Here is a 23,202-nt window from a genome sequence, read left to right as displayed (position 1 = left end):
CTTATGCCCCGTGTGCCGTGCGCATTTCTTCGGCCAGCAGCGCCACCAGCTGCGCCGCCGGCATCGGGCGCGCCAGCGCATACGCCTGCCCGGCCCAGTTGACGGAATAGTCGTCGATGCCCTGACTGCTGGCGGCGGCATGCAGCGCCTTGGCGGCGTCGTAGGCGATCGGGTAATCGGGGACCGCCGGATGCTCCGGCGTGTCGATTTCTTTCACAAAGTGGTTGATGATGCCGCGCGCCGGCCGCCCGGAAATCGTTGCAGTGACCGCCGTGCCAAGATCCGGTTGCGCCAACAGCGCGCGATAGTGCTGTGACGTCTGGGCTTCCGGGCAGGCCAGGAAGGCCGTCCCCATCTGCGCGCCACTCGCGCCCAGGCGCAGGCTGGCAGCAATGCCCTCCCCGTCCATGATGCCGCCGGCCGCGAGCACCGGGATCCGCACCGCCTTTGCCAGCAGGCGCACCAGCGCGAACGAGCCGAGCGCCGGGTCGGGCACCGACGGATCGAAGATGCCCCGATGCCCGCCTGCCTCGTAGCCTTGTGCGACGATGATGTCGATGCCGGCTGCCTCGATGGCGCGCGCTTCGGCCGGATTGGTGGCGGTGGCCATCAGCAGGCAGCCGGCGCCGTGCAGCGTGTCGATCTGCTGTGCGGTTGGCACGCCGAAATGAAAGCTGACCACGGCCGGGCGCGTGCGCACCAGCACCTCGAGCATGTCGGGGTCGTCCAGGAAGCTGCGGTAGATTTCGCGCAGCGCCGTCGGCGGCGCCTGGCCCGTGCGCGCGAAGTGCGGCGCCAGGTGATCGAGCCAGCGCGCCTCGCGCGCCGCATCGGGCTGCGCCGGCGCGTGGGTGAAGAAGTTGACGTTGAACGGACCGCCGGTCAACCCCTGCAGCGCCGTGATCGCGCTTTCCGCCTGCGCTGGCGTGACGTGACCGAGCGCGAGCGACCCGAGGCCGCCGGCGTCGGTCACGGCCGCCGCAAGTTGCGGCGTGCCGAAGACGGCCATCGGCGCCTGGATGATCGGATGGCGGATGCCGAGCAGCGAAGTCAGGGTGTTCACGGGCACTCCATGGGTGATGGGATTGGCCCACCAGTATAGAGCGTCGCCCGGCGCGCTGCCCTAACGCGGAATCGACAGCGCCAGCGTCTCCTTCAGTTCTTCCATGACCACATAGCTCTTGGACTGGCCCGCATCGGCCACGTGCAAGATCTCGCCCAGCAGGCGCCGGTACTCGGACATCTCGGGAATGCGCGCCTTGATCAGGTAATCGAAGTCGCCCGACACCAGGTGGCATTCGAGCACCTCGGGAATGGCCAGCATCGCGCGCCGGAAGCGCTCGAAGGCCTTGTCCGATTTCTGGTGCAGGTTGATCTCGACAAACACGAGAATCTGCATGCCCAGCGCCTGCGGATTGACGCGCGCGTAGTAGCCCATGATCACGCCATCGCGCTCCATGCGCTTGACGCGTTCGATGCAGGGCGTGAGCGACAGGCCGACCTGCTCGGCCAGGTCTTTCATGACGATCCGCGCATCCTGCTGCAGTACGGACAGGATGTGCAGGTCGATGCGGTCGAGGATGCGGTTCGAGGCCTTTTGTACGCGCATGGGCAAACTCCGTAATTTTTGCTGAAAACTGCCGTATTAACAGAAACAATTATCGGGCTTCTGGCAGTACGATGGCAAGCTTTACCAAATCCTGATTCTTTTCGAGGAAATTATGCGTGTCATCGTATTGGGCAGCGGCGTGGTCGGCGTCACCACCGCGTATTACCTGGCCCTGGCCGGCCATGAAGTCACCGTGATCGACCGCCAGCCCGGTCCCGCCCTCGAAACCAGTTTCGCCAATGCCGGCCAGATTTCGCCCGGCTACGCCTCGCCGTGGGCCGCGCCCGGGATTCCGCTGAAAGCCGCCAAGTGGCTGTTCCAGCGCCACGCGCCGCTGTCGATCAAGCCCGATGGCTCGCTGTTCCAGCTGCAGTGGATGTGGGAGATGTACCGCAACTGCGACCCGGCGCGCTACGCCGTCAACAAGGAGCGCATGGTGCGCCTGGCCGAATACAGCCGCGACTGCATGCGCCAGCTGCGGCGCGACACCGGCATCGCCTACGAAGGCCGCCAGCAAGGCACCGTGCAGCTGTTTCGCACGCAGCAGCAGTTCGACAGCGCCGCCAAGGACATCGAGGTGCTGCGCGAGGCCGGCGTGGCCTACGAAGTGCTGCAAGGTGCGCAACTGGCCGCAGCTGAACCGGCGCTGGCCAATGTCTCGCACAAGCTGGTAGGCGGCTTGCGCCTGCCAAACGATGAAACGGGCGACTGCCAGCTGTTTACCACCCGCCTGACCGCCATGGCGCGCGACCTGGGCGTGCGCTTCGAGTTCGACACCACCGTGCGTCGCCTGGAGCAGGCCGGCGGCGAGATCGCCGGCATCGTCACCGACAAGGGCGTGTTTACCGCCGAGCAGTACGTGCTGGCCACGGGCAGCCACACGCGCGCCCTGCTCCAGCGCTGGTTCCCGGTGCCGGTGTACCCGATGAAGGGGTACTCGCTGACGGTGCCGATCGTCGACGCGGCGCGTGCGCCCGTCTCGACCATCCTCGATGAAACCTACAAGATCGCCGTGACGCGCTTCGACGACCGCATCCGCGTGGGCGGCATGGCCGAGCTGTCGGGCTTCAACCTTGAGCTCAATCCGCGCCGCCGCGAAACGCTCGAACTGGTGGTCAACGACCTGTTCCCCGGTGCCGGCGACACGGCCCAGGCCAGCTTCTGGACGGGCCTGCGCCCGATGACGCCGGACAGCACGCCGATCGTCGGCGCCACGCCGCTGCGCAACCTGTTCCTCAACACGGGCCACGGCACGCTGGGCTGGACGATGGCGGCCGGTTCTGCGATGGTCATCGCCGACCTGGTGGGCGGCAAGACGCCGGCGATCCGCGCCGACGACCTGGCCGTGTTCCGCTATGCCGGTGCGCGCGACGTCTCTCCTGATGCCGAACTGGCGCGGGCGTAACCGATGACGTCCGCAGCGCGCGCCGGCGCGTACCTGACCGTCGACCTGCACGCGGTGCGGGCCAACTATCGCCATCTGCGCGCTCTCGGCGGCGGGGTCGAATGCGGCGCCGTGCTCAAAGCCGATGCGTATGGCCTGGGCATGGCGCCGGTGGCCGCCGCACTGGTGGCCGAAGGCTGCCGCACGTTCTTCACGGCGCACCTGGACGAAGGCATCCGCCTGCGCACGCTGCTGCCGGCCGGGACCACCATCTATGTGATGCACGGCGCGATGCCGCGCGCCGCGCGCGACTGCCTGGCGCACGACCTGGTGCCGGTGCTGAACGATCCGGGCCAACTCGCAGAGTGGCGCGCGCTGGCCCGGGAAACCGGCCGCGAGCTGCCGGCCGCGCTGCAGTTCGACACGGGCATGGCGCGCATGGGCCTGGCGGGCGCGGATGTCGAGCGCCTGCGCCAGGACCCGGCCTGGCTGGATGGCCTGCGCCCGCAACTGGTCATGAGTCACCTGGCCTGCGCCGACGAAGCGCAGCATCCGCTCAATGCGCACCAGCGCCAGCGTTTCGATGCCGTGCGCGCGCTGCTTCCCGGCGTGCCGGGCAGCCTGGCCAATTCGTCGGGCGTGTTCCTCGGCCCGGCCTTTCATCACGACCTGCTGCGCCCGGGCGCGGCACTGTACGGCATCCACCCGCAGCCCGGCGGCGTCAATCCGCTGGCGCAGGCAGTGTCGCTCGCTGCGCGTGTAGTGCAGCTGCGCAGCATCGATGCGGGCGACATCGTCGGCTACGGCGCGCGCTACGTGGCGCCCGGCCCGCGGCGCATCGCCACGATCGCCATCGGTTACGCCGATGGCTGGCTGCGCGCGCTGAGCGGCCGCTCGTACGCGTACATCGACGGCGTGGCCGTGCCGTTTGTCGGCACCGTGTCGATGGACAGCATCACGCTCGACGTGACCGGCGTGCCGGACGAGCGCATTGCGCCGGGCCAGAGCGTCGGCCTGCTGTGTGCGCAGCAGACCGTGGACGACGTGGCGACGCAGGCCGGCACGATCGGCTACGAAGTGCTCACGCGCCTGGGCAGCCGTTTCCACCGGGAGTACATCGGCTTGTAACCCGCGGCTTGTAACCCGCGGCTTGTAACCCGCGGGGCTTGCGCCATCCTTCACGGGTTACACTATTTGCCCGGCGACCCGCCGTATCCTGGTGAAGAGGCAACCCTTGTTTGAAATCAGCCAGCTGCGCTGCTTCGTCGCGGTCGCCGAAGAGCTGCACTTCAGCCGCGCCGCCGAGCGCCTGAACATGACGCAGCCGCCCCTGAGCCGCCAGATCCGCCTGCTCGAACACAGCGTGGGCGTGGCCCTGCTCGAGCGCACCAGCCGCTCGGTCACGCTGACCGCGGCCGGCGCGGCCTTCCTGCCCGAAGCGACGCGCATCCTGCGCCTGGCGCAGGAAGCGGCGGTCAAGGCGCGCCGCACCGCCAGCGGCGAACAGGGTTCGCTGACGATCGGCTTCAGCGCCGCATCGGGTTACAGCCTGCTGCCGGCCGTCGTGCGCGGCATCCGCCAGGCCTGCCCCGAGGTCGCCCTCAATCTCAAGGAACTGGTCAGCACGGCGCAGGTCGAAGCGCTGAACGCCGGCGAAATCGACCTTGGCCTGATGCGCCCGCACACCATCAACACCGAACTGGAAAGCATCCTGATGGTGACCGAATCGCTGATGCTGGCGATCCAGGAAAGCGACGCCCATCTCTGGCCCGAGGCCCCGACGCTGGCCTGCTTTCACGGCAAGCCGTTCGTCATGTACTCGCCGTACGAGGCACGGCCGTTCTACCAGATGCTGAGCGAACGGTTCGCAAAGGCTGGCGTGGTGCCCGACATCGTCGAGCACATCGGCCAGGTGCACACGATGCTGGCGCTCGTTGGCGCCGGCATGGGCGCGGCCCTGATCGCGGAAGGCGCCGCGCGGCTGAAGTTCGAAGGCATCGTCCTGCGCAAGGTCGCCACTGACCCGGTGCACCTGGTGGCCACCTACCGGCGCGACAATGACAATCCCGTGCTGGCGCTGCTCCGGCAAAAGGTCCTCGCACCGTTCCACCCCGCGTGATGGCGGCATTGATTCAATTCCTGTATTGCCGGCGACACCCTTTGGATTGATTCGGCATTGATCTCCGCTCTATGATGGACCCAGCCCAAAGCGTGCGACTGCTGAAGGCTGCGTACGGACCACATAAGGTCCGACCACATAACAAAGGAGACAGTCTTGAAAAAAGCAGCAGCGCTCGTCCTGTTACTGGGCGCCGGCACGGCCCATGCCCAAACGTCCGTCGCGTTCTACGGCCTGGTGGACGCCGCCATCGTCGTCGAGGATGGCGGCACCGCCGGTCGCGTCACCAAGGTCACCAGCGGCGCCGCCGCCGCATCGCGCTTCGGCCTGCGCGGCGTGGAAGAACTGGGCGACGGCATGGCCGCCTACTTCACGCTCGAAGGCGGCACCAAGATCGACACCGGCGAAATCGATGCCGCCGGCACGATCTTCAACCGCCAGGCGTTCGTCGGCTTGCGCACCAAGTTCGGCTCGGTAGCGCTCGGACGCCAGTACACGCCGTATCACACGGCGATGGTCTCGATCGTCGACCCGTTCAACACCGGCTATGCGGGCAGCGCCAAGAGCCTGTTTCCCCACAACGGCACCAATATCCGCACCAGCAATACGATTACCTACGCCACGCCAAAGAAGAACGGCTTCGACGGCGAACTGGCCTACAGCGTGGGCGAGCAAAGCCGCTCGGCTGCCGGCCGCCAGTTCGGCGGCGCGATTGGCTACGCGGCCGGCCCGCTGGCCGTGCGCCTCGTCTACAACAACAAGAACACCGATGTCGCCGCCAGTGGCGCGACGCCCGCTGTTGACCGGTCGATCGGCCGCAACATCCTGCTCGCGGCCTCGTACAACGCCGGCTGGATCAAGCTGCACTCGGGCATCAGCAGCGACAAGGGCGACAACGCCGCGCCGCTGATCAACCCCAACAACCCGTACGGTGGAACGCGGCCGACACCATCGACGGACGGACGCAGCTACCTGCTCGGCATCTCGGCGCCGGTCATGGGTGGCACGCTGCTGGCGTCGGTCCTGCACAAGGACGACCGCACCCGTTTCAACCAGGATGCCAACGCCTGGGGCATCGGCTACCTGTATGCGCTGTCCAAGCGCACCGGCCTGTACGCCGCTTACGGCCACGTCGACAACCGCAACGGCGCCGGCTACACGGTGGCGAACAATACCGAATCGGGCAGCGGCGACACTGCGTACAACCTGGGCCTGCGCCACAGCTTCTGAGTTCTGACACCATAACAACGAGGAGACACAATGACGATCCGTACCAAAGTTTCATCCCTGCTCATCGGACTGGCAATCGCTGGCAGCGCGCAGGCAGCAGGTTTTCCGGACAAGGCGATCAATGTCGTCGTGCCGTTCCCGGCGGGCGGCTCCACCGATGCCATCGCCCGCGCGATCGGTCCAAAGGTCAGCGCCAAACTGGGCCAGCCTTGGGTGGTCGATAACCGTCCCGGCGCCACGGGCGCGCTGGGCGGCGGCTACGTCAAGCGCGCGGCGCCCGATGGCTACACGCTGATGGTCGCCTCCATTGGCGTGTATTCGGTCAACCCGCTGCTGCAAAAGACGCTGCCCTACGATCCATCGAAGGACTTCGACCTGCTGACCGTGGCCGTTCAGGCCCCGAACGTGCTGGTGACGAATGCGACCGTGCCGGCTACCACGGTCGCGGACTTCGTCGCCTACCTGAAGAAAAATCCCGACAAGATCACGTTCGCCACGTCCGGCGCCGGCAGCTCGGATCACCTGACGACCGCGCTGTTCTGGCAAAAGACCGGCACCTCGGGCCTGCACGTGCCGTACAAGGGCGGCGCACCGGCGATCACCGACCTGCTGGGCGGCCATGCCAATGCATCCTTCCAGAACATCAACGTCGTGCTCAGCCACATCAAGGCCGGTAAACTCAAGGCGCTGGCCGTCACGGGCAGCAAGCGCTCGGCAGTGCTGCCGAACGTGCCGACGCTGGGCGAAGCAGGCGTCAAGGAAGTCGACGTCTATTCGTGGCAGGGCATCGCGGCGCCGAAAGGCTTGCCGAAGGACGTCAAGGCCACGCTGCACGCGACGATCACGGGCGCGCTGCACGATCCGCAGATTGCCGCCAAACTGACCGAACAGGGTTTCGAGGTCGTGGCCTCGACGCCCGAGCAATTCGCCAAGTTCCAGGCGCAGGAGCTGGTGCGCTGGCGCGAGGTGATCATCAACGGCAAGATCACGCTGGACTGACGCCAGATTCGTTCAACTCTTTTTTCAAGCAGCCCATCATGTCCCCTACTTCGTCCTCTGCCCCTGTCATCACCAGCCTGCGCGTCGTCCCCGTCGCGGGCCAGGACAGCATGCTCCTGAACCTGAGCGGCGCGCACGGCCCCTGGTTCACCCGCAATATCGTGATCCTGACCGACAGCGCCGGCAATACCGGCCTGGGCGAAGTGCCCGGCGGCGAAAAGATCCGCCAGACCATCGAGGATGCCGGCCCGTTCGTCATCGGCGCCACGCTGGGCGATTACAACAAGGTGCTGAACGCGATGCGCAGCGCGTTTGCCGACCGCGATGCTGGTGGCCGCGGCCTGCAGACGTTCGATCTGCGCACGACCATTCACGCCGTCACGGCCGTCGAATCAGCGATGCTCGACCTGCTCGGTCAGTTCATGGGCGTGCCGGTGGCGGCGCTGCTGGGCGAAGGCCAGCAGCGCACGGCGGTCGAAATGCTGGGCTACCTGTTCTACGTGGGCGACAGCGGCAAGACGCCGCTGGGCTACCGCAGCGAGACCGATGCGCTTGACCCCTGGCTGCGCCTGCGCAACGAACAGGCCCTCACGCCGGAGGCCATCGTGCGCCTGGCCGAAGCGGCGCGTGAACGCTACGGTTTCAATGACTTCAAGCTCAAGGGCGGCGTGCTGGGCGCCGATGAAGAGATGGAAGCCATCGTCGCCCTGCACGAGCGCTTCCCGCAGGCGCGCGTGACGCTCGACCCGAATGGCGGCTGGCTGCTGGCCGACGCCATCCGCGTCTGCCGCGACAAGCACGACATCCTGGCCTATGCCGAAGACCCGTGCGGCGCCGAGAACGGGTACTCGGGCCGCGAAGTGATGGCCGAATTCCGCCGCGCCACGGGGCTGCGTACGGCCACCAACATGATCGCGACCGACTGGCGCCAGATGGCCCACGCGATCCAGCTGCAGTCGGTCGACATCCCGCTGGCCGACCCGCACTTCTGGACCATGCAGGGTTCGGTGCGGGTGGCCCAGTTGTGCGAGATGTTCGGCCTGACCTGGGGTTCGCACTCGAACAACCACTTCGACATTTCGCTGGCGATGTTCACGCACGTGGGCGCCGCCGCGCCGGGGCGCGTCACGGCCATCGACACCCACTGGATCTGGCAGGATGGCCAGCACCTGACCAAGGAGCCGCTGCGCATCGAAGGTGGCATGGTGCAGGTGCCGGCTCGTCCGGGCCTGGGCATCGAACTCGATCTCGACAAGCTCGAAGCAGCGCACCAGGCCTACAGGAACCTGGGCCTGGGCGCACGCGACGATGCAGTGGCGATGCAGTATCTGATCCGAGACTGGGAGTTCGACAACAAGCGCCCGTGCCTGCTGCGCTGATCAGAACAGCTCACCGTTGACCGGCAGCGGCGCCGCGGTCGGCGAGGCTGCCCGCCTGGGCACCAGCGGCGCCGGCCACGCCGTCATCGCCTCGGCAGGAAAATGGCGCAGGAAGCTGTGCGCCACATCGAGGTCGCGGCTGCCCAGCCAGTCGCGCACCTCATCGTCGCCCAGCAGCACGAGCGAGCGCTTTTCGTCGCCCGGCCGGTGCATGCGGCGCATCAGGGGATGCGTGTCGGCGTTGATCGTGATCTGCGTGAACGCGCTGGTCATGCTGCCGTCGGCTTCCTGCCATTCGCGCCACAGCCCTGCCACCCAGAACAGCGATTTGTCGCGCATGCCGATCGCGGTGCGTTCGGCGCGACCGCTCTCGTAGCACGGCTCATAAAACCACAGCATCGGCACCGCGCACAGTTGCAGGCGGCGCCAGGCCGACGCGAATGAACGGCGCGCAACGAGCGATTCGGCGCGCGCATTCATCGTGTCGAACGGTTTCACGTCGGGCGGGATATGGCGGCGCGGGACCATGCCATAACTTGCCACGCGCGCCTGCGGCGCCAGGCCGGGCGCGGCGCACAGGATCGGGGCATCGTAATCCTTCCACGTTTCTTCCGGCCACTGCCAGTCGCGCGGCAACTGGCTGAACGCACCAATGCGGCCGTTGAACATCTCCGGCGTCGGGGGGCGGTAATTCACGCACATGGCTGTACTCCAAAAATATTTCTTATCGGTAATGATGCGTCACTGCTCAGCGGTCCAAGTGTAAAATACCAGCGTCCATTTTTTAGCATTTTACCCACGATGCCCGCCAGCCTGCCCTTCCTGCCCGAAATCGACGAAACCTCGCGCCTGGTCCTGGCCTACCCCTGGCAAAGCACCGATCTCGGCCCGATCGACGCCTGGCCGACCGTCCTCAAGACCACGGTCGCCCTGATCATGGCCACGCCGACGCCGATCGTCACGCTGTGGGGCCCGGACGGCTACATGATCTACAACGACGCCTACCGCGTATTCGCGGGCGGGCGCCATCCGACGCTACTGGGCTCGAAGGTGCGCGAAGGCTGGCCCGAGGTGGCCGCGTTCAACGACAACGTCATGCGGGTCGGGCTGGCGGGCGGCACACTCAGCTACCAGGACCAGGAACTCACGCTGCACCGCAGCGGCGCGCCCGAGCAGGTCTGGATGAACCTCGACTATTCGCCGATCCGCGACCAGGATGGCGTGATCGCCGGCGTCATGGCGGTCGTGGTCGAGACCTCGAGCAAGGTCAAGGCCGAACGCCATATCCAGGCCGAGCGCGCGCGCCTGCACACGATGTTCGAGCAGGCGCCGGGCTTCATCTGTCTGCTCGATGGCCCCGAGCACCGCTATGCGCTGGCCAACGACGCCTACCGCACGCTGACGGGCAGGCGCCCCCTGCTCGGCATGCCGGTCGCACAGGCCTTGCCCGAACTGGCCGCGCACGGCCTCGTCGAACAACTCGATCGCAGTTATGCCGACGGCACGGCGTTTCGTGCCGAAGGGGTCGAGCTGGTACTGAACAATCCCGGCCAGGACGGGCCGACCCGCACCTTCATCGACGTCGTGCTGCAACCGCTGCGCGATGCCGATGGCGCCGTATTCGCCACCTTCGTGCTCGGCAACGACGTCACCGAGCGTGTGCACGCCGAGCGCGCGCTGCGCGCAAGCGAAACGCGCTTTCGCACGTTCGCCCAGGCGATGCCGAACCATGTGTGGGCGGCGCATGACGATGGCAGCGTCGAGTGGATCAACGACCGCGTGCGCGACTACGCGGGCTGCAGCACGTCGCCCGACGCGGCGCTGGGCCTGGGCTGGAAAGCCATCGTTCACCCCGACGACATGGATGGCTACCGCGCCGTGTGGGAATCCAGCGTGGCAACCGGCGCACCGATCGACGCCGAAATCCGCCTGCGCCGCCACGACGGCCAGTACCGCTGGCATCTGGTGCGCGCCCACCGTTCCCCGGGCGAGGCGGGCGAAGCGTCGCTCTGGATCGGCAGCAGCATCGACATCGAAGACCAGAAGCGCGCGGCCGATGCACTGGCCTTGTCGAATGCGAGCCTGGAAGAACGGGTCGAACGCCGCACCGCCGAACGCGACCGCATGTGGCGCCTGTCGAAGGACATCATGCTGGTGGCCGACCTGCACGCCACGCTGTTCGCCGTCAATCCGGCCTTCACGGCCATCCTCGGCTGGACCGAGGCCGAGGTGCTGGGCACGCCGATGCTGGCGCTCGTGCATCCCGACGACCGCGCCGTGACGGCGCAGCAGATGGAGGCGCTGCGCGCGGGCGGCCAAATGTACCGCTTCGAGAACCGCTGGCAGCGCAAGAACGGCTCGTGGTGCAACCTGTCGTGGACCGCCTCACCCGACCTGCAGTACGTGCACGCCGTGGGCCGCGACATCAGCGCCGACCTGGCGCAGATGGAAGTCATGCGCCGCACCGAGGCGGCGCTGCAGCAGTCGCAAAAGATGGAGACAATCGGCAAGCTCACCGGCGGCGTGGCGCACGACTTCAACAACCTGCTGCAGGTCATCGGCGGCAACCTGCAGCTCATCGCGCGCCGTGCCGACGGCCTGCCCGAGATCCAGAAGCGCGTCCAGAACGCGATGAGCGGCGTCGAACGGGGTGCCAAGCTGGCCAGCTCGCTGCTCTCGTTCGCGCGGCGCCAGCCGCTGGAACCGAAGGCGGTCAAGATCGGTCGTCTGCTGACCAATATGGAAGACATGATGCGGCGCGCGCTGGGGGAAGAGATCGACATCGAGATGGTGATTTCGGGTGGCCTCTGGACCACCGAGGTCGACCCGGCGCAACTCGAGAACGCGATCCTGAACCTGGCGATCAATGCGCGCGATGCGATGGAAGGCGCCGGGCGCCTGACGCTCGAAGTGGCCAACGCCGCGCTGGACGCCACCTATTGCCAGGCGCACCCGGAGGTGACGCCCGGCCGCTATGTGATGCTGGCCGTGAGCGACACCGGCAGCGGCATGCCGCAGGACGTGATCGACCAGGCCTTCGAGCCATTCTTCTCGACCAAACCCGAAGGCAAAGGCACGGGCCTGGGCCTGTCGATGGTGTATGGCCTGGTCAAGCAGTCGGGCGGCCACGTCAAGATCTACAGCGAGGTCGATGAAGGCACCACGATCAAGATCTACCTGCCCCGCTCCCTGCAGATGGAAGACCATGCGGGCGAACCGCTGCTGCAACCGGTCACCGGCGGGCACGAGACCGTGCTGGTGGTCGAGGACGACGAGCAGGTGCGCCTGACGGTCGTGGACATGCTGACCGATCTCGGTTACCGCGTGCTGCGCGCCAACGACGCCAGCGCCGCACTGACGGTGGTCGACAGCGGCATCCACATCGACCTGCTGTTTACCGACGTCGTGATGCCCGGGCCACTGCGCAGCCCCGAGCTGGCCAGGAAGACGCGCGAGCGCTTGCCGAACGTGGCGGTGCTGTTCACGTCGGGCTATACCGAGAACGCGATCGTGCACGGCGGCCGGCTCGACGCCGGCGTCGAACTGCTCGGCAAGCCGTACACGCGCGACAACCTGGCGCGCAAGGTGCGCCATGTGCTGTCGAACCAGCAGCAGAAGAATGCGCTGCTGGCGGCCAGTCTGCCGGCGGCAGTGCCGGCTACGGCGACGGTGAAAGCGCGCGTGCTGCTGGTGGAAGACGACGACGCCATCCGCGAGAACACCGCCGAACTGATGCGTTTTCTCGGGTACGAAGTACTGGAAGCGGCCGACGCCGAAGCCGCGCTGGACTTGCTGGACCAGGCGCCCGACATCGTGCTGACCGACCTGCACCTGCCGAACATGCAGGGGGATGAACTGGCGCAGTCGATCCGGGCGCGCTTGCCGCAGACACGTATCGCGTTTGCCAGCGGGGCCAGTCACGCGTCCAGCGTCGCCGATGCGATTCTGGCCAAGCCGTATGATGCGCAGCAGCTCGAGGCGTTGCTGGCGCGGCTGGCGTAGCGGTGCCGCTGTTACGCACCCGGCCCAGCAACCGCGCCGGAATGCCGCCCCATACCTCACCGGCGCCAATCCGCGCCCCCTTCAGGACGACCGCATTGGCCGCGATGATCGCGCCATCGCCGACTGTGACGCCGGCCAGCAGCAGCGCGCGTGCGCCGATCGTGACATCGTTTCCGATTGCAATCGGATAGTGCGCCAGCGTCGTCCCTTCGATCACATGCGGTATCAGCAGTGTGGCCTCTCCCAGCAGGCTATTGGCCCCGATCGTCACGAACATGGGGTCGAACATGATGCCCGCGCAATGTGTATTGGCGCCCATGCGCGCGCCAAGCGCCAGATAGACCAGGCGCATCAGCGGAATCGGGATCAGACGGCAATGGAGCAGCGAATTGAACAAAAACAGATAGGACAGGATGTACACCTGGTACCGGAACTCCTGGCGCGACCCGGCAGCAGTCCCGCGCGATGCCAGGCGCTGGTCAGCGCAGCCGCCAGCACCACACCGGACAGCAATGTGAACCATCCTATCGCCGTCCACCGCATCCTGCGCATCGCGCTCCCGCCATTTCAAGATGACAATCGTACGCAGTCCTGCGCCACCGCCATGTCGTGGGATATCGCACGGCGCGATGCCCCCCGAATGCAAGACGTTGGGTGGCATTCCCCGATGTGCCGTCCGGATGTCAGAAGATGGCCCGCATCTTCCAGATGCCATTTGTGTCCCGGGGTCCCTGCCATCCGTTCTGCATCGGCCGGGCCGCCAGCGCCGCCGTCCTGCCAATCGCGCGTGACGTTCAGGACATGCTGCGGCGTGCCGTGGAAACGGACATGTCCGGATCCGCCGCAATCGGTGCGCGTGAACAGGAGGATGGCGGTCGATACGGCGGGACAAGCAGGTGAAAAACCACAGGGTACACCGATGACCCCATCCACGCGCTGCTCCTCCATCAGGCTGCGGCGCAGAGCCAGATGGAACGCCGACGTGCCGGTCAGGATATGGCGAGGCACGACCACGGCGGCGCGTCCGCCGCGTTTCAGCAGGCTCAGACACCGGGCAACCATGCGTATCTCGGCCTGTGCGATGCTGGACGGACTGGCCGTGACAGGCAGGTGAAACGTCGACGGATGGGCCAGCAGGACCGTATAACGCCCTTCTGCGCGCTCCGTTTCGGGCACGACATCGCTGGTATAGCGGATCTCCGGATTGATCACGCCGTGCAGTGCCATGCTCATGCAGCCGATGCGCAGCAGGGCGCGGTCGGCGTCATGGGCGTGGAACATCCGATGGTGAAAATGGTTTCGGTCGTCGAGGTCGTCCAGCAGACCGGGATGGCGTTGCAACAGGTACTCGCTGGCTGCAACCAGGAAATCACAGGCGCCGCCCCCCGGACTGCAGACGATATCCGCCGGCCCCGGCGCCACGAAATCGACCATCAGCCGCACGATATGGCGCGGCGTGTGGTAGCGGCGGCGATGGCCAAGCCGAGCCAGCCCGGCAGCCACACAGTCGTAGGCCGGGCAGGTGCGTTCTGCGTCAACCGGCCGCGGCAGCGCCTCGATCAAGCGCACCACCCGCACCAGCGCGTCAGCCGTGGGAATCTCGAGGCGCGCACCCTTCATGATCTGGGCGTAAGCGGAACCGGGGCCGCCCAGGCAGCGCAGGCGCGGAAACACGTGATCGGCGAACAGGGCGAACATCTCCGGCCCGGCGAGATCCTTGAAGCTGGACCAGCGCATCTGCTGGTCGTGCGCCGGGGACGGACTCCAGCACGGGCCGCCGCGCGCGTCATGCAGCGCTGCGGAGCGCGCCTGGACATCGTCGAGGCGGCGCAGGAACATCAGGTACAGCATCTGTTCCATGATGACGGCCGTATCGTGGATGCCGGCATGCCAGAACTCTTCCCATATCGCGCGGATCGGGGTGCGGATGTCGATTGTCGGCACGGTATACCTCCGCACCGGCTAGACGGTCGCCGCCGTCGCCGCGCTGTGCGCGCCGGCCCGGCCAGGCTGGGGATAGGTGATGCCGACATGCCCCAGCACATCGGCGGCCATGTTGTCCACGCTGAATCGCGCTGCCACATTGCGCGTCTGGCGCGCCAGTTGCCGGTGCAGCTTCCGGTCCAGCAGCAGCCGTTCCAGCTGGTCGGCCAGGTCGCCGCTGTCCCAGGCCTTGAACGTGAGTCCGCCGACCTTGTCGCCGGCGCGCACGACTTCGGCAACGCCGCCATAGTCCGGCACCAGCACCGGCGCGCCCTGGGCCATCGCTTCGGCCACAACCATGCCGAACGGTTCGCGATTGACCGATGGATACACGACGCAGTGACTGTGCGCGAACAGCGCGTCGCGCACCTCTCTCGAGACTGAACCGGCCTGGAATACCGGCAGGCCGAGGTGCCCGGCCAGATCGGTCAGCACCTTGCGGTAGCCGATACCCTTGGCCGTCGAACCACAGATGACGAGTTGCGCCCGTACGTTGCGGCGCGCCAGCATGCGCATTGCGTACAGCAGCAGGTCGACGCCTTTCTCGACATCCTGGCGGCCGACATACACAACGATCGGAAAATGCGGCGACAACCCGGGAAAGACCGCCTGCAGCGCGGCGAACGAATGCTGGATACCGGCCACGGCTTGCTCGACGCCGTTGTACACGACCGCGATGTCAGCGCGCGCCACCTCGATCTCGTCAACGATGCGATTGGCGTAATCGGCACTGACGACAATGGCAGGCCACGGCGATGCCCGCAGGCTCTCGCCGACCAGAATACGAAACCGCTCGAACACGCCGAGCCGCCTGGCGTGAAAGGCAAACTCCTCGTCACCCTGAAACGTCAGCAAATAATCGAAGTCGTGCCCGCCCATTTGCTTGGCCTGCAGCGCCAGCGGGCCAATCGATGCGAAGCCCATCATCAGATGGGTGATCTGGTCGTCCGCGAGCAGGTCGCGCAGGCGCCGCGCCAGCGCAGGGTCGCCCTCGGAACTCCCGTACAGCGAATTGACCAGATTGCCGAGCAGGCGGTCGACATAGCCGCTGCGCCCCTGTACCGAGCGCACCCGGACCCGCTTGGGCAGCAGGAACAGCAAGCGGCCAAGCACCCGGTCCAGCAGCGCTGATGGGCGCGCGAAATGATAACGGGTACCGTGACACAGGATTCGTTGTTCGATGCCGGGGTCGGCCAGGTCGGCATTGACTTCCATCATCCAGTACACCACGACCTTGAAGCCGCGCCGGTGCAGCGCATTGGCAAGCATCAGGTCGCGCACGGTGGAACCCAGGAAATCGCCGCTTCCCATCGTCACGAAAGCAAAACTCGGTGCAGCTGTCATCGTATTCTCCAAAGGCCGTGGCGCATGCCGTACACGGCCCGCCGGCAGGCGAGCGCGAGCGGGATACGGCGCTAGAACGTGTAGGAAGCCCCGGCGAACAGGGACCGGTTCAGCAGGCTGCCAAACTCGCTCTCCCGCGTACCGTGGTACCAGGTAGGAATCACATACAACTGCCAGTGCTGCCCAAGCTCGTACTCGAGGTTGACCGTCAGCTGGGACGAGTGGTCATCCAGGTTTCTGGTCGCGCGCGCGTAAACGTTCAGCTTGCCCGCGATCTCCGTTTTGACGAGCTGGAGCATCGCGTAGCGGCGGCGTACCAGCGGCCGGACCGGGTCGAGCAAGCTCCCGCGAAGCTGCACGCACACCTGGATCGGGGCGTCAGCGCAACCGTCGTTGTTCCAGAAAAATTCAGCCGACAGCGTCGGACCGGATTCCAGCGTGTAGGATCCGCCCAGCAGCAGCTGGCGGTCGCGCCGGCGCGTTCCGAGACGATCGTCGGCGCCGTTTCCGGCGGCACTGACCTCGGCGCGCACGCTCAACGCGTCCGACACGTTCCAGCCGGCAAAACCGCCAAGACGGACGCGCTCGCCGTCCGCCTTCGATGCGATCACGGAAAAGAACGCGCTGTCGCTGGTGTAATCCATCTTGAGCGCGCTGGCCTTGCGATAGCGTTGGCCGGCATCCAGCCTGCCCTTGCCGGTATTGACGATCGCAGACGCCGTCAGCGCCGGGCTGACCACCCACACGGCGCGCGCGTAATCCAGCCCGGGCAGCTCCAGGTTCGGATTGACCCTGCCGTTGTTTGCATTGAATGGATTGGATGGCGAGAGCAGCGCCGATGGTCCCCACTGCAGGTTTTCCCTGCCGTAGCTCAGCACGAGCCGCTCGCCGGCGAGAAAGCGCACCGTGCCTTCATTGACGAAGGAACGGTCGTCGCGGCGCGGCGTTCGGGCAACGGGGCCCGCGTAAGCCACGCTCGCGCGCGAAGTCTGAAAGCGCGGTTTGAGGTCGAATTCGAACTTTTTCCATTTGAGGTTGAAATCGGGACGGAACTGCAGTTCTGCCTCGTTGTGCGCGATGCCGAGGACGTTGCCGGGATTGAGCAGCGACTGCTCCACGTCCTGATACAGATCGTAGCCCAGCAGATTGATGCGCGAATAAAAGCCATTTGCCAGTTCATCGACAAGGGTCTCGGCAGCGACGGCTGCGCCGGCACCGCAGAGTCCGAAGCCGAGCATGGGAATCAAGGCAAGGTTGCGCATTGGGGGCCCTATCGCATGAACAGGTTGAGGTCGAAGACATAGTCCGGGATCGGCTCGATCCGCGGACTGCGTAATTGCAGGTAGGTCACGGTACCGTTCAGCAGTTCACCGCGCATAGCGATGCGCGACAGGAAGGGCCGGCGCTGACCGTGGAATTCGACACTGTTCCCGTACTCCATCGAGGCCGACTTGAATTTCTTTCCTGACACCGTGAGGTAATCGGCCTTGAGCCCGAGCTGGCGCTGCTTCGACACCCAGTAGACGATCCGGTCGTAGGTGACCTTTCCGATCCGGGCCTTCAGGTCGAACACATAACAGTCTTCGCCATCGACGACTTCGTCGGGGAGTCGGGTCGCGCTGTAATGCTCGGCATAATTGGTCGAGGCAATGTCGCCGTACGAGGCGTCACCCATCAGCTTCTGGCGCTGCGAGATCGGCACCGGCCGGCTCAGGCCGGGTTTGTAGAACCACATGCTCGTATTGAGCATCAGTATCTTGTTGCCCCGGTACTTGGGCGGCGCCAGGCTGGTACCTGCAATGTTGAACGCCCGCACCTTGATGTCGTATTCCAGCGTATCGAGCACGCGCTCGTTCTCGGTCGATTCGACCGCCACCTGCCAGACCAGTCCACTGATGCTGCCGCGCGCCTCATCGGCCGCTTTCAGGATGACCTCGGAGGACGGCTCGGCACCGGCGCCCGGGGACAGCAGAAGGCACATCAGCAGCAGGGATAGCAGCAGCGCGCCCGGCATGGCGGCCCGGCCGCGGCGCGCCGGACGAAGGAAGTGATTCGCGTTCATGGCGGTCCTTTCGTGGCACCCGGAGCAGCATTCCGGGCACAGGTCGCTCAGGCATAGCCCAAGGCATGGGTGATCGGCATGCGCGCTGCCTTGCGTGCCGGCACGATGGCGGAAAAGATCGAGAGCAGCATCAGCAGGGCCGTACTGAACAGCCAGTAGGCGGGCACCAGGTGGATCTGCAACGGGACCCGGCGCGCCATCTGCGGCGGAATCCAGGTCGGCTGCAGCCAGCCGACGATGGCCACGATCAACATGGTCAGCCCGATGCCTGCCAGCGCCCCGAATCCACCCAGCACCACGCTCTCCAGCCCGAACAGACCGACAATGCCGCGCCGCTTCATGCCCAGCGCGCGCAGCGTGCCGATTTCGCGGGTGCGCTCGAGGACCGCCATCGTGAACGTGTTGACGACGCTCATTACCACGATCGTGAACACGATCAGGAAGCTGACCACGAAGATCACGTCAAACATTTTCTTGGCCTTGGTATAGAACGGCGACAGCTCGGTCCAGGTGCGCATGTCGAGTTCCAGGCCAGCCTCGCGGAACTCGGCCGCCAGGCGCTGGCGCAGGGTCTCGGGCAGCGCGCTGCGCGTCAGCAGCAGCGTGATGCGGTCGACGCCGGCCGTGTCGTACAGCTCCTGGGCGAACGCCAGCGGCACCACCGCCAGCTTGTCATCCAACGCTTCGATCGGGGCATCGACCAACTGGACCAGGCTGGCGTCCAGCGCATTGATCTGGCCGCCGACGGTGGGCGCCATCGCCACAGCGGTGGCGCTGAGCTTCAGGCCGAGCACGTTTGCCAGGCCATGGCTGACGCCGATGCCCTGGCGGTTTTCGTCGGCCAGGGCCTGGCCGTCGTACATCCTGACGCCCTGGCCGTCGTTTGCCAGACCGGCAATCTTCGCGATATCGGACGGCACCCTTCCCGACGCCACGAAGATCGTCGATACCTGGCCGTTGCTCAACAGCCCGGAAATCTGCAGTTGCGGCGTACTGACCAGCACTTCCGGGTGCTGCGCGAGCACCTGATGAATCGTGGCCTGCTGTTCGCGGGTCAGCAGGTAGCGGGTCGGGTCGAGCTTGCCCTTGTCGAGGAACCCGGCACGAAACAGCGTCATGTGCCCGTTGGCCTCGGCATAGATATAGCTTTCCTTGAGACTGTCGAAGATATACGTTGTGAAGCCGCCCAGCACATTGACCGCCACGAAGCCGAGGGCGATCGCCAGGACCGTGAACAGGGAGCGCCGTCCATTGCGGAACAGGTTCCTGACAGCCAGTTTCATCCAGGTCAGCATATATGCTCCCGCAGTGGCACGATGCCTGGCACAACTTGCAGGTCATCGACGATGAGACCGTCATGCAGCATCAGGCGCCGATCCACGCGCTCGAGCAGGCGCTGGTCATGGGTGGAAAACACGAACGCGGTCCCCTCGCGCCGGCTGATCGCGCGCATCAGCGCAATGACCTTCAACGCGTTCTCCGAATCGAGGTTGGCGGTCGGCTCGTCTGCCACTACCAGCGCCGGCGCGCCCACCAGCGCGCGGGCGATCGCCACGCGCTGCTGCTGGCCGCCGGACAGCTTGGACGGGCGATGCGCGAGGTGGCTACCTAGGCCCATCTCGTCCAGGCGCCGGGTCGCCGCCTCGCGCGCAGCGCGTGCGCCGACATGCGCCAGTTGCAGCGGCAACATGACGTTCTCCAGCGCCGACAGGACCGGGATCAGGTTAAACCCCTGGAACACGAAGCCGATGGCACGGTTGCGCAGCATGCTGCGCTGGTCGTCGCTCAGGCACGAGACATCCCGGCCCTCGAAATGCACACTGCCCGAGGATGGCGTATCGAGCAGGCCAATAAGATTGCAGAACGTCGATTTCCCCGATCCGGACGGTCCCCAGATCGCTGCGAATTCCCCCGCCCGGATGATCGTGTCGATGCTTTTCAGGGCATCGATCCGGCTCTCCCCCATCAGATAATGTTTGTTTACGCTGCGCATCTCGAGCAGCGGTGCGGCAAGTGACGTCGTCATTGCGTCTCCTCGGTTATTCGCGGTTTTCCATTACACTGCCGACAGGTCGACCGCCAGCATCATGTCGCCATCGCACAGGGTGGCGATGCAGGCCGCCACCCCGCTCGGCCAGTGCAGCAGCTGCAGGCTGCCATCTGCACCCAGCGCATGCGCTTCGAAATCCTGAGGGGCGCCATGGACGCCGCTGCCCATGCGTTTGCCCATCGCTTCCTTGGCGCACCACAGGCGCGTTACCCAGGCGTCGTGTTCCGGGTGGGCGCAGCCGGCGAGCAGCCTGCGCTCGGCCGTGCTGCTGAACGCGGCCAGGAAGCCGTCATCGTGCGCGACGACCTGCTCGATATCGATCCCGACCGGGCCTGCTGCGGCCAGTGCCACCGCCTGCCCGGCGCAATGCGCAATGCTGATGAACGGGAACGGCAGGGCGTCCGGCCACGCGGCCAGGTGCGGCTGGCCACGGGCATCGTTGATGATGGCGAACGCGGCGGGATGCAATTGGGGACCGCCATGCTGCGCGGCGCGCCAGGCCCGGGCCGCGTCCTTGGCCGCGATGCGGCCCAGCAGCCATTCGAGCTGACGCGTCGGCAGCGCCTTCTTGGCGAGAAATTGCGCCATTTCACCTGTGTGCAGATAATGACGTGCCAGCAATGCCAGGTCGAAGCCAGCGATCTGCGTCGCCGTCAAGCGTTGGCAGACGGCGCCGATACCCGCGCCCGCGCCCGCGCCAGGCAAGGCTTGCACTGTGCTGAGCAGCACCTGGCCGGGCCGGCGCTGGAACGCGACCAGCTGTGCCGGCCACCGAAATTTTCAGGATTTCCAACCGCGAATGCGCATCCAGGTACCGCCGGCACCATCGCCAATGTCGACGTCGGCGCCGAACATCTTCAGCTGGCGGCTGGCGACGTGGAACACGACCGGCACCCGGGTGCCCGGCGCGGGCGTGGGGCCATGGAAATCGATCCGGTCGAGGCCGATCGGAAAGGTCGTGCCGCCATGCTGCATGCACCAGACCCCGATCAGCTGGCCGACCGTATCGAGCAATGCCGGATCGCACAGCAGCTGCGGGCACGGCTGCCCGGCGAACCAGTCGTGCGCCGGCCTGAGCAGCGTCGTCGCGCTGGCGCCCTCCGGGCTGAGGCGGATCGGGCCATCCAGACCCTGGAAACGCGGACCATGGAACAGCTGGCGCGTCGCGTACACGGCCGCGCCATCGAGCGTGACGGCATCCGGCGCGGCGCCTGCCGTGCGCGCATCGAAGGCCGGCGGCGCGGCATCATAATGCGTGGCGAACAGCAGCGTTGCCTCGATCGCGGCCGTCGCCTCGCATCCTGCATGGACCTGCACCGTGATCCGCGCGCAGCCATCATGCTCCCCGGCCGGTGTCTGGCGCACTACCCTGCCCTCGATCCGCAAGTCCAGCGCGCCGCCATCGGTCACGGCAATCCAGCGCCGTGCAATCACACCTTCGATTCCGACCAGCCCGTGTCCGGGCGCCAGGCAGGCCGCGGTTTCGGCCATGACTTCCAGGCTCACCGTCATCGGCAGCACCGGGAAGCAGTCGGCCAGGGGCTTGACGTCCGGCGCGACGAAGTTATGGTCGGCCAGGAACAGGTCGCGTTCCAGCACCAGACGCCGCGCCACGGTGATGCTGGCACCAGGCCGGCATGCCAGAATGTCGGCAACGAACGGGAGCCGGTGCGCGCTCTCCTCGCCCGCCGGCGCGGATGCGGGTGCAGATGCGGGGCAAGGTGTGGCCGCGTCGTCGTCGTACATGGCGGCTTCGAACATGCGGCCGACGACCGGCGCCGCGCCGGCGGCAAGATGATGGTGGGGGTGTGCCATCAGATCTTCTCCAGTACCAGGCCGGTCACGGTCAGGCCGGGGCCGAAGCCAAGGCACACGACCCGGGTCCCGGGCGGGATCGCGGTCTCCGCGATGATTTCCTTCAGAATGTGCGGCACCGTCGCCGACGACATGTTGCCGTTTTCGCGAAACACCGCTTTGCTGACGGCGACCTGGTCGTCGCGCAGGCCGAGCTCGTCCTGGATGTGCTCGACGATCTTCGGCCCCCCGGGATGAATGGCGAACATCAGGCTTTCCTTGTCATCCTCGAAATCGATGCCGATCCCCTGCAACAGCGCTTCGACGAAGCGGTATACATGGCGCTTGATCACGATCGGCACCATCACCGACAGCGTCATCTGGAACTGATGCGAGGCAGGCACCCAGGTCATGTCCTCGGCCGAGTCGGGCAACAGGTGTTCGTTGAACGCAAGGATGCGCAGCCCGGGCAGGCCGCGCTGACGCGCATAGTCGTCGGAGCACATCGAATAATTGATGAAGCCGTCGGCGAACAGGGTCATCGTGATGATGTTCTCGATGCCGAAGTCTTCGACGTTGGTATGGCCCGACAACAATTCGGTGTGCACGATATCGACCCGCTGCTTGGGCCGCGTGACGCCCAGCCGCGATGAGGCCAGGAAGCCGTGCGCCATCTTGATGGCCGGGAAAGCGCCATAACACCCCATGTGGTAGCTGTGAGTGACGGTGGTGGCAAACCACTCCTTGCGCGCGACCATGCGTTCGACCGGACTGGGCGCGAGGTAGCCGGAACAGGTAACGTGGATCATGTCGTCCGGCGCAGACTCGGCATCGGCGTACATGCGGGTCAGGCAATCCCCGACAATCTTGCCGTAGCTCTCGTGGCGCGCCTTCAGGTCGACGCCCTTGATGTCGTCCGGGCCGGTAAAGATACGCAGGTGTTCATGTTCCGGCTCGGCCAGCACGAGTTCGCCTTCGGAGAAACGCAGGTCGCTGATCCGGGGAAAGAAAACCAGCTGGCGTCGCTTGATCTGTTCTGCCGACACGGCGTACTTGTCGAATTTGCTTTGAATCTCGGCCAGTATCTGGCCGCGGCCCGCCACATCGTCGATGCCGCGCGCCTTGCAGTAGCCGCGCGCCATGCCATAGGCAGACACCTGCAGCGCGATCCTTTGAGAAACTGGCTTCGAGACCTGTACCGGCTCGAAGTTGACCAGTACCGGCTTGGCGTTCGTCGTCATCTGCTG

The 23,202-nt window shown here is 66.1% G+C and carries 19 protein-coding genes and 1 pseudogene; 7 read left to right on the top strand and 13 right to left on the bottom strand.

The features are described from left to right. Window position 1 precedes the first annotated feature (1 nt). Both AC56LN_RS07130 and AC56LN_RS07125 read right to left on the bottom strand, forming a co-directional pair. Window positions 2–1,063 carry an NAD(P)H-dependent flavin oxidoreductase gene (locus tag AC56LN_RS07130; RefSeq protein ID WP_499570640.1) on the bottom strand — a complete coding sequence of 354 codons (1,062 nt, stop codon included), beginning with the start codon at window positions 1,061–1,063 and terminating at the stop codon, window positions 2–4. Window positions 1,064–1,123: 60 nt separating this feature from the next. Then, window positions 1,124–1,609, bottom strand: coding sequence for an Lrp/AsnC ligand binding domain-containing protein (locus tag AC56LN_RS07125; RefSeq protein WP_183553235.1), 486 nt, complete (start codon window positions 1,607–1,609; stop codon window positions 1,124–1,126). A 112-nt stretch (window positions 1,610–1,721) separates the two neighbouring features. On the opposite strand from AC56LN_RS07125, the gene AC56LN_RS07120 reads away from it, so the two are divergent. From AC56LN_RS07120 to gudD, 6 genes are all read left to right on the top strand, one after another. After that, a complete protein-coding gene (locus AC56LN_RS07120; protein WP_499570639.1) occupies window positions 1,722–3,014 on the top strand; it encodes a D-amino acid dehydrogenase in 1,293 nt (430 codons plus the stop codon). A 3-nt stretch (window positions 3,015–3,017) separates the two neighbouring features. Then, on the top strand, window positions 3,018–4,121 hold the full coding sequence (gene alr, locus AC56LN_RS07115; protein ID WP_499570638.1) for an alanine racemase: 1,104 nt from the start codon (window positions 3,018–3,020) through the stop codon (window positions 4,119–4,121). Between the two features lie 106 nt (window positions 4,122–4,227). Then, the gene (locus AC56LN_RS07110; protein WP_499570637.1) at window positions 4,228–5,112 is read left to right on the top strand and encodes a LysR substrate-binding domain-containing protein; all 885 of its coding nucleotides are present in this window, start codon (window positions 4,228–4,230) and stop codon (window positions 5,110–5,112) included. Window positions 5,113–5,268: 156 nt separating this feature from the next. Next, window positions 5,269–6,342, top strand: a complete 1,074-nt coding sequence (locus tag AC56LN_RS07105) for a porin (RefSeq protein WP_499570636.1) — start codon at window positions 5,269–5,271, stop codon at window positions 6,340–6,342. A 30-nt stretch (window positions 6,343–6,372) separates the two neighbouring features. Beyond that, entirely contained in the window at window positions 6,373–7,341 is a 969-nt protein-coding gene (locus AC56LN_RS07100; RefSeq protein WP_499570635.1) for a Bug family tripartite tricarboxylate transporter substrate binding protein, read from the top strand. A gap of 38 nt (window positions 7,342–7,379) precedes the next feature. Further along, window positions 7,380–8,720 (top strand): glucarate dehydratase, encoded by a 1,341-nt coding sequence (gudD, locus tag AC56LN_RS07095; protein ID WP_499570634.1) that lies wholly within the window; start codon window positions 7,380–7,382, stop codon window positions 8,718–8,720. Here the strand turns inward: gudD and AC56LN_RS07090 are convergent, their stop codons facing one another. Continuing rightward, complete coding sequence (locus tag AC56LN_RS07090; RefSeq protein ID WP_499570633.1) at window positions 8,721–9,422, bottom strand: SOS response-associated peptidase family protein; 702 nt, start codon at window positions 9,420–9,422, stop codon at window positions 8,721–8,723. 99 nt (window positions 9,423–9,521) lie between these two features. Here AC56LN_RS07090 and AC56LN_RS07085 point away from each other — a divergent pair, with 99 nt between their 5' ends. Continuing rightward, window positions 9,522–12,722 (top strand): hybrid sensor histidine kinase/response regulator, encoded by a 3,201-nt coding sequence (locus AC56LN_RS07085; protein WP_499570632.1) that lies wholly within the window; start codon window positions 9,522–9,524, stop codon window positions 12,720–12,722. 94 nt (window positions 12,723–12,816) lie between these two features. On the opposite strand, the pseudogene AC56LN_RS07080 reads toward AC56LN_RS07085, so the two are convergent. The 10 genes and pseudogenes from AC56LN_RS07080 to AC56LN_RS07035 all read right to left on the bottom strand — a co-directional run. Further along, window positions 12,817–12,999, bottom strand: a pseudogene (locus AC56LN_RS07080) (acyltransferase); the annotation flags it as partial. A gap of 290 nt (window positions 13,000–13,289) precedes the next feature. Then, window positions 13,290–14,666 (bottom strand): class I SAM-dependent DNA methyltransferase, encoded by a 1,377-nt coding sequence (locus tag AC56LN_RS07075; RefSeq protein WP_499570631.1) that lies wholly within the window; start codon window positions 14,664–14,666, stop codon window positions 13,290–13,292. 18 nt (window positions 14,667–14,684) lie between these two features. Next, window positions 14,685–16,049: a glycosyltransferase family 4 protein gene (locus AC56LN_RS07070; protein WP_499570630.1), complete on the bottom strand. Its 1,365-nt coding sequence runs from the start codon at window positions 16,047–16,049 to the stop codon at window positions 14,685–14,687. A 71-nt stretch (window positions 16,050–16,120) separates the two neighbouring features. After that, window positions 16,121–17,311, bottom strand: coding sequence for a hypothetical protein (locus tag AC56LN_RS07065; protein WP_499570629.1), 1,191 nt, complete (start codon window positions 17,309–17,311; stop codon window positions 16,121–16,123). Window positions 17,312–17,319: 8 nt separating this feature from the next. After that, window positions 17,320–18,111, bottom strand: coding sequence for an outer membrane lipoprotein-sorting protein (locus tag AC56LN_RS07060; RefSeq protein ID WP_499570628.1), 792 nt, complete (start codon window positions 18,109–18,111; stop codon window positions 17,320–17,322). Window positions 18,112–18,158: 47 nt separating this feature from the next. Continuing rightward, window positions 18,159–19,406 carry an ABC transporter permease gene (locus tag AC56LN_RS07055; RefSeq protein WP_499570627.1) on the bottom strand — a complete coding sequence of 416 codons (1,248 nt, stop codon included), beginning with the start codon at window positions 19,404–19,406 and terminating at the stop codon, window positions 18,159–18,161. Beyond that, window positions 19,400–20,137, bottom strand: a complete 738-nt coding sequence (locus AC56LN_RS07050; protein ID WP_499570626.1) for an ABC transporter ATP-binding protein — start codon at window positions 20,135–20,137, stop codon at window positions 19,400–19,402. Before AC56LN_RS07050 ends, AC56LN_RS07055 begins: the two co-directional genes overlap by 7 nt. A 30-nt stretch (window positions 20,138–20,167) precedes the next feature. Then, entirely contained in the window at window positions 20,168–20,890 is a 723-nt protein-coding gene (locus tag AC56LN_RS07045) for a 4'-phosphopantetheinyl transferase family protein (RefSeq protein ID WP_499570625.1), read from the bottom strand. A gap of 51 nt (window positions 20,891–20,941) precedes the next feature. Beyond that, window positions 20,942–21,976: a polyketide synthase dehydratase domain-containing protein gene (locus AC56LN_RS07040; RefSeq protein ID WP_499570624.1), complete on the bottom strand. Its 1,035-nt coding sequence runs from the start codon at window positions 21,974–21,976 to the stop codon at window positions 20,942–20,944. Continuing rightward, window positions 21,976–23,196 (bottom strand): 3-oxoacyl-[acyl-carrier-protein] synthase III C-terminal domain-containing protein, encoded by a 1,221-nt coding sequence (locus tag AC56LN_RS07035; protein WP_499570623.1) that lies wholly within the window; start codon window positions 23,194–23,196, stop codon window positions 21,976–21,978. Before AC56LN_RS07035 ends, AC56LN_RS07040 begins: the two co-directional genes overlap by 1 nt. Window positions 23,197–23,202 lie beyond the last annotated feature (6 nt).

Source organism: Telluria sp. ZT3P26 (assembly GCF_059686035.1).
This window is presented reverse-complemented; position numbering and strand designations above follow the sequence as displayed.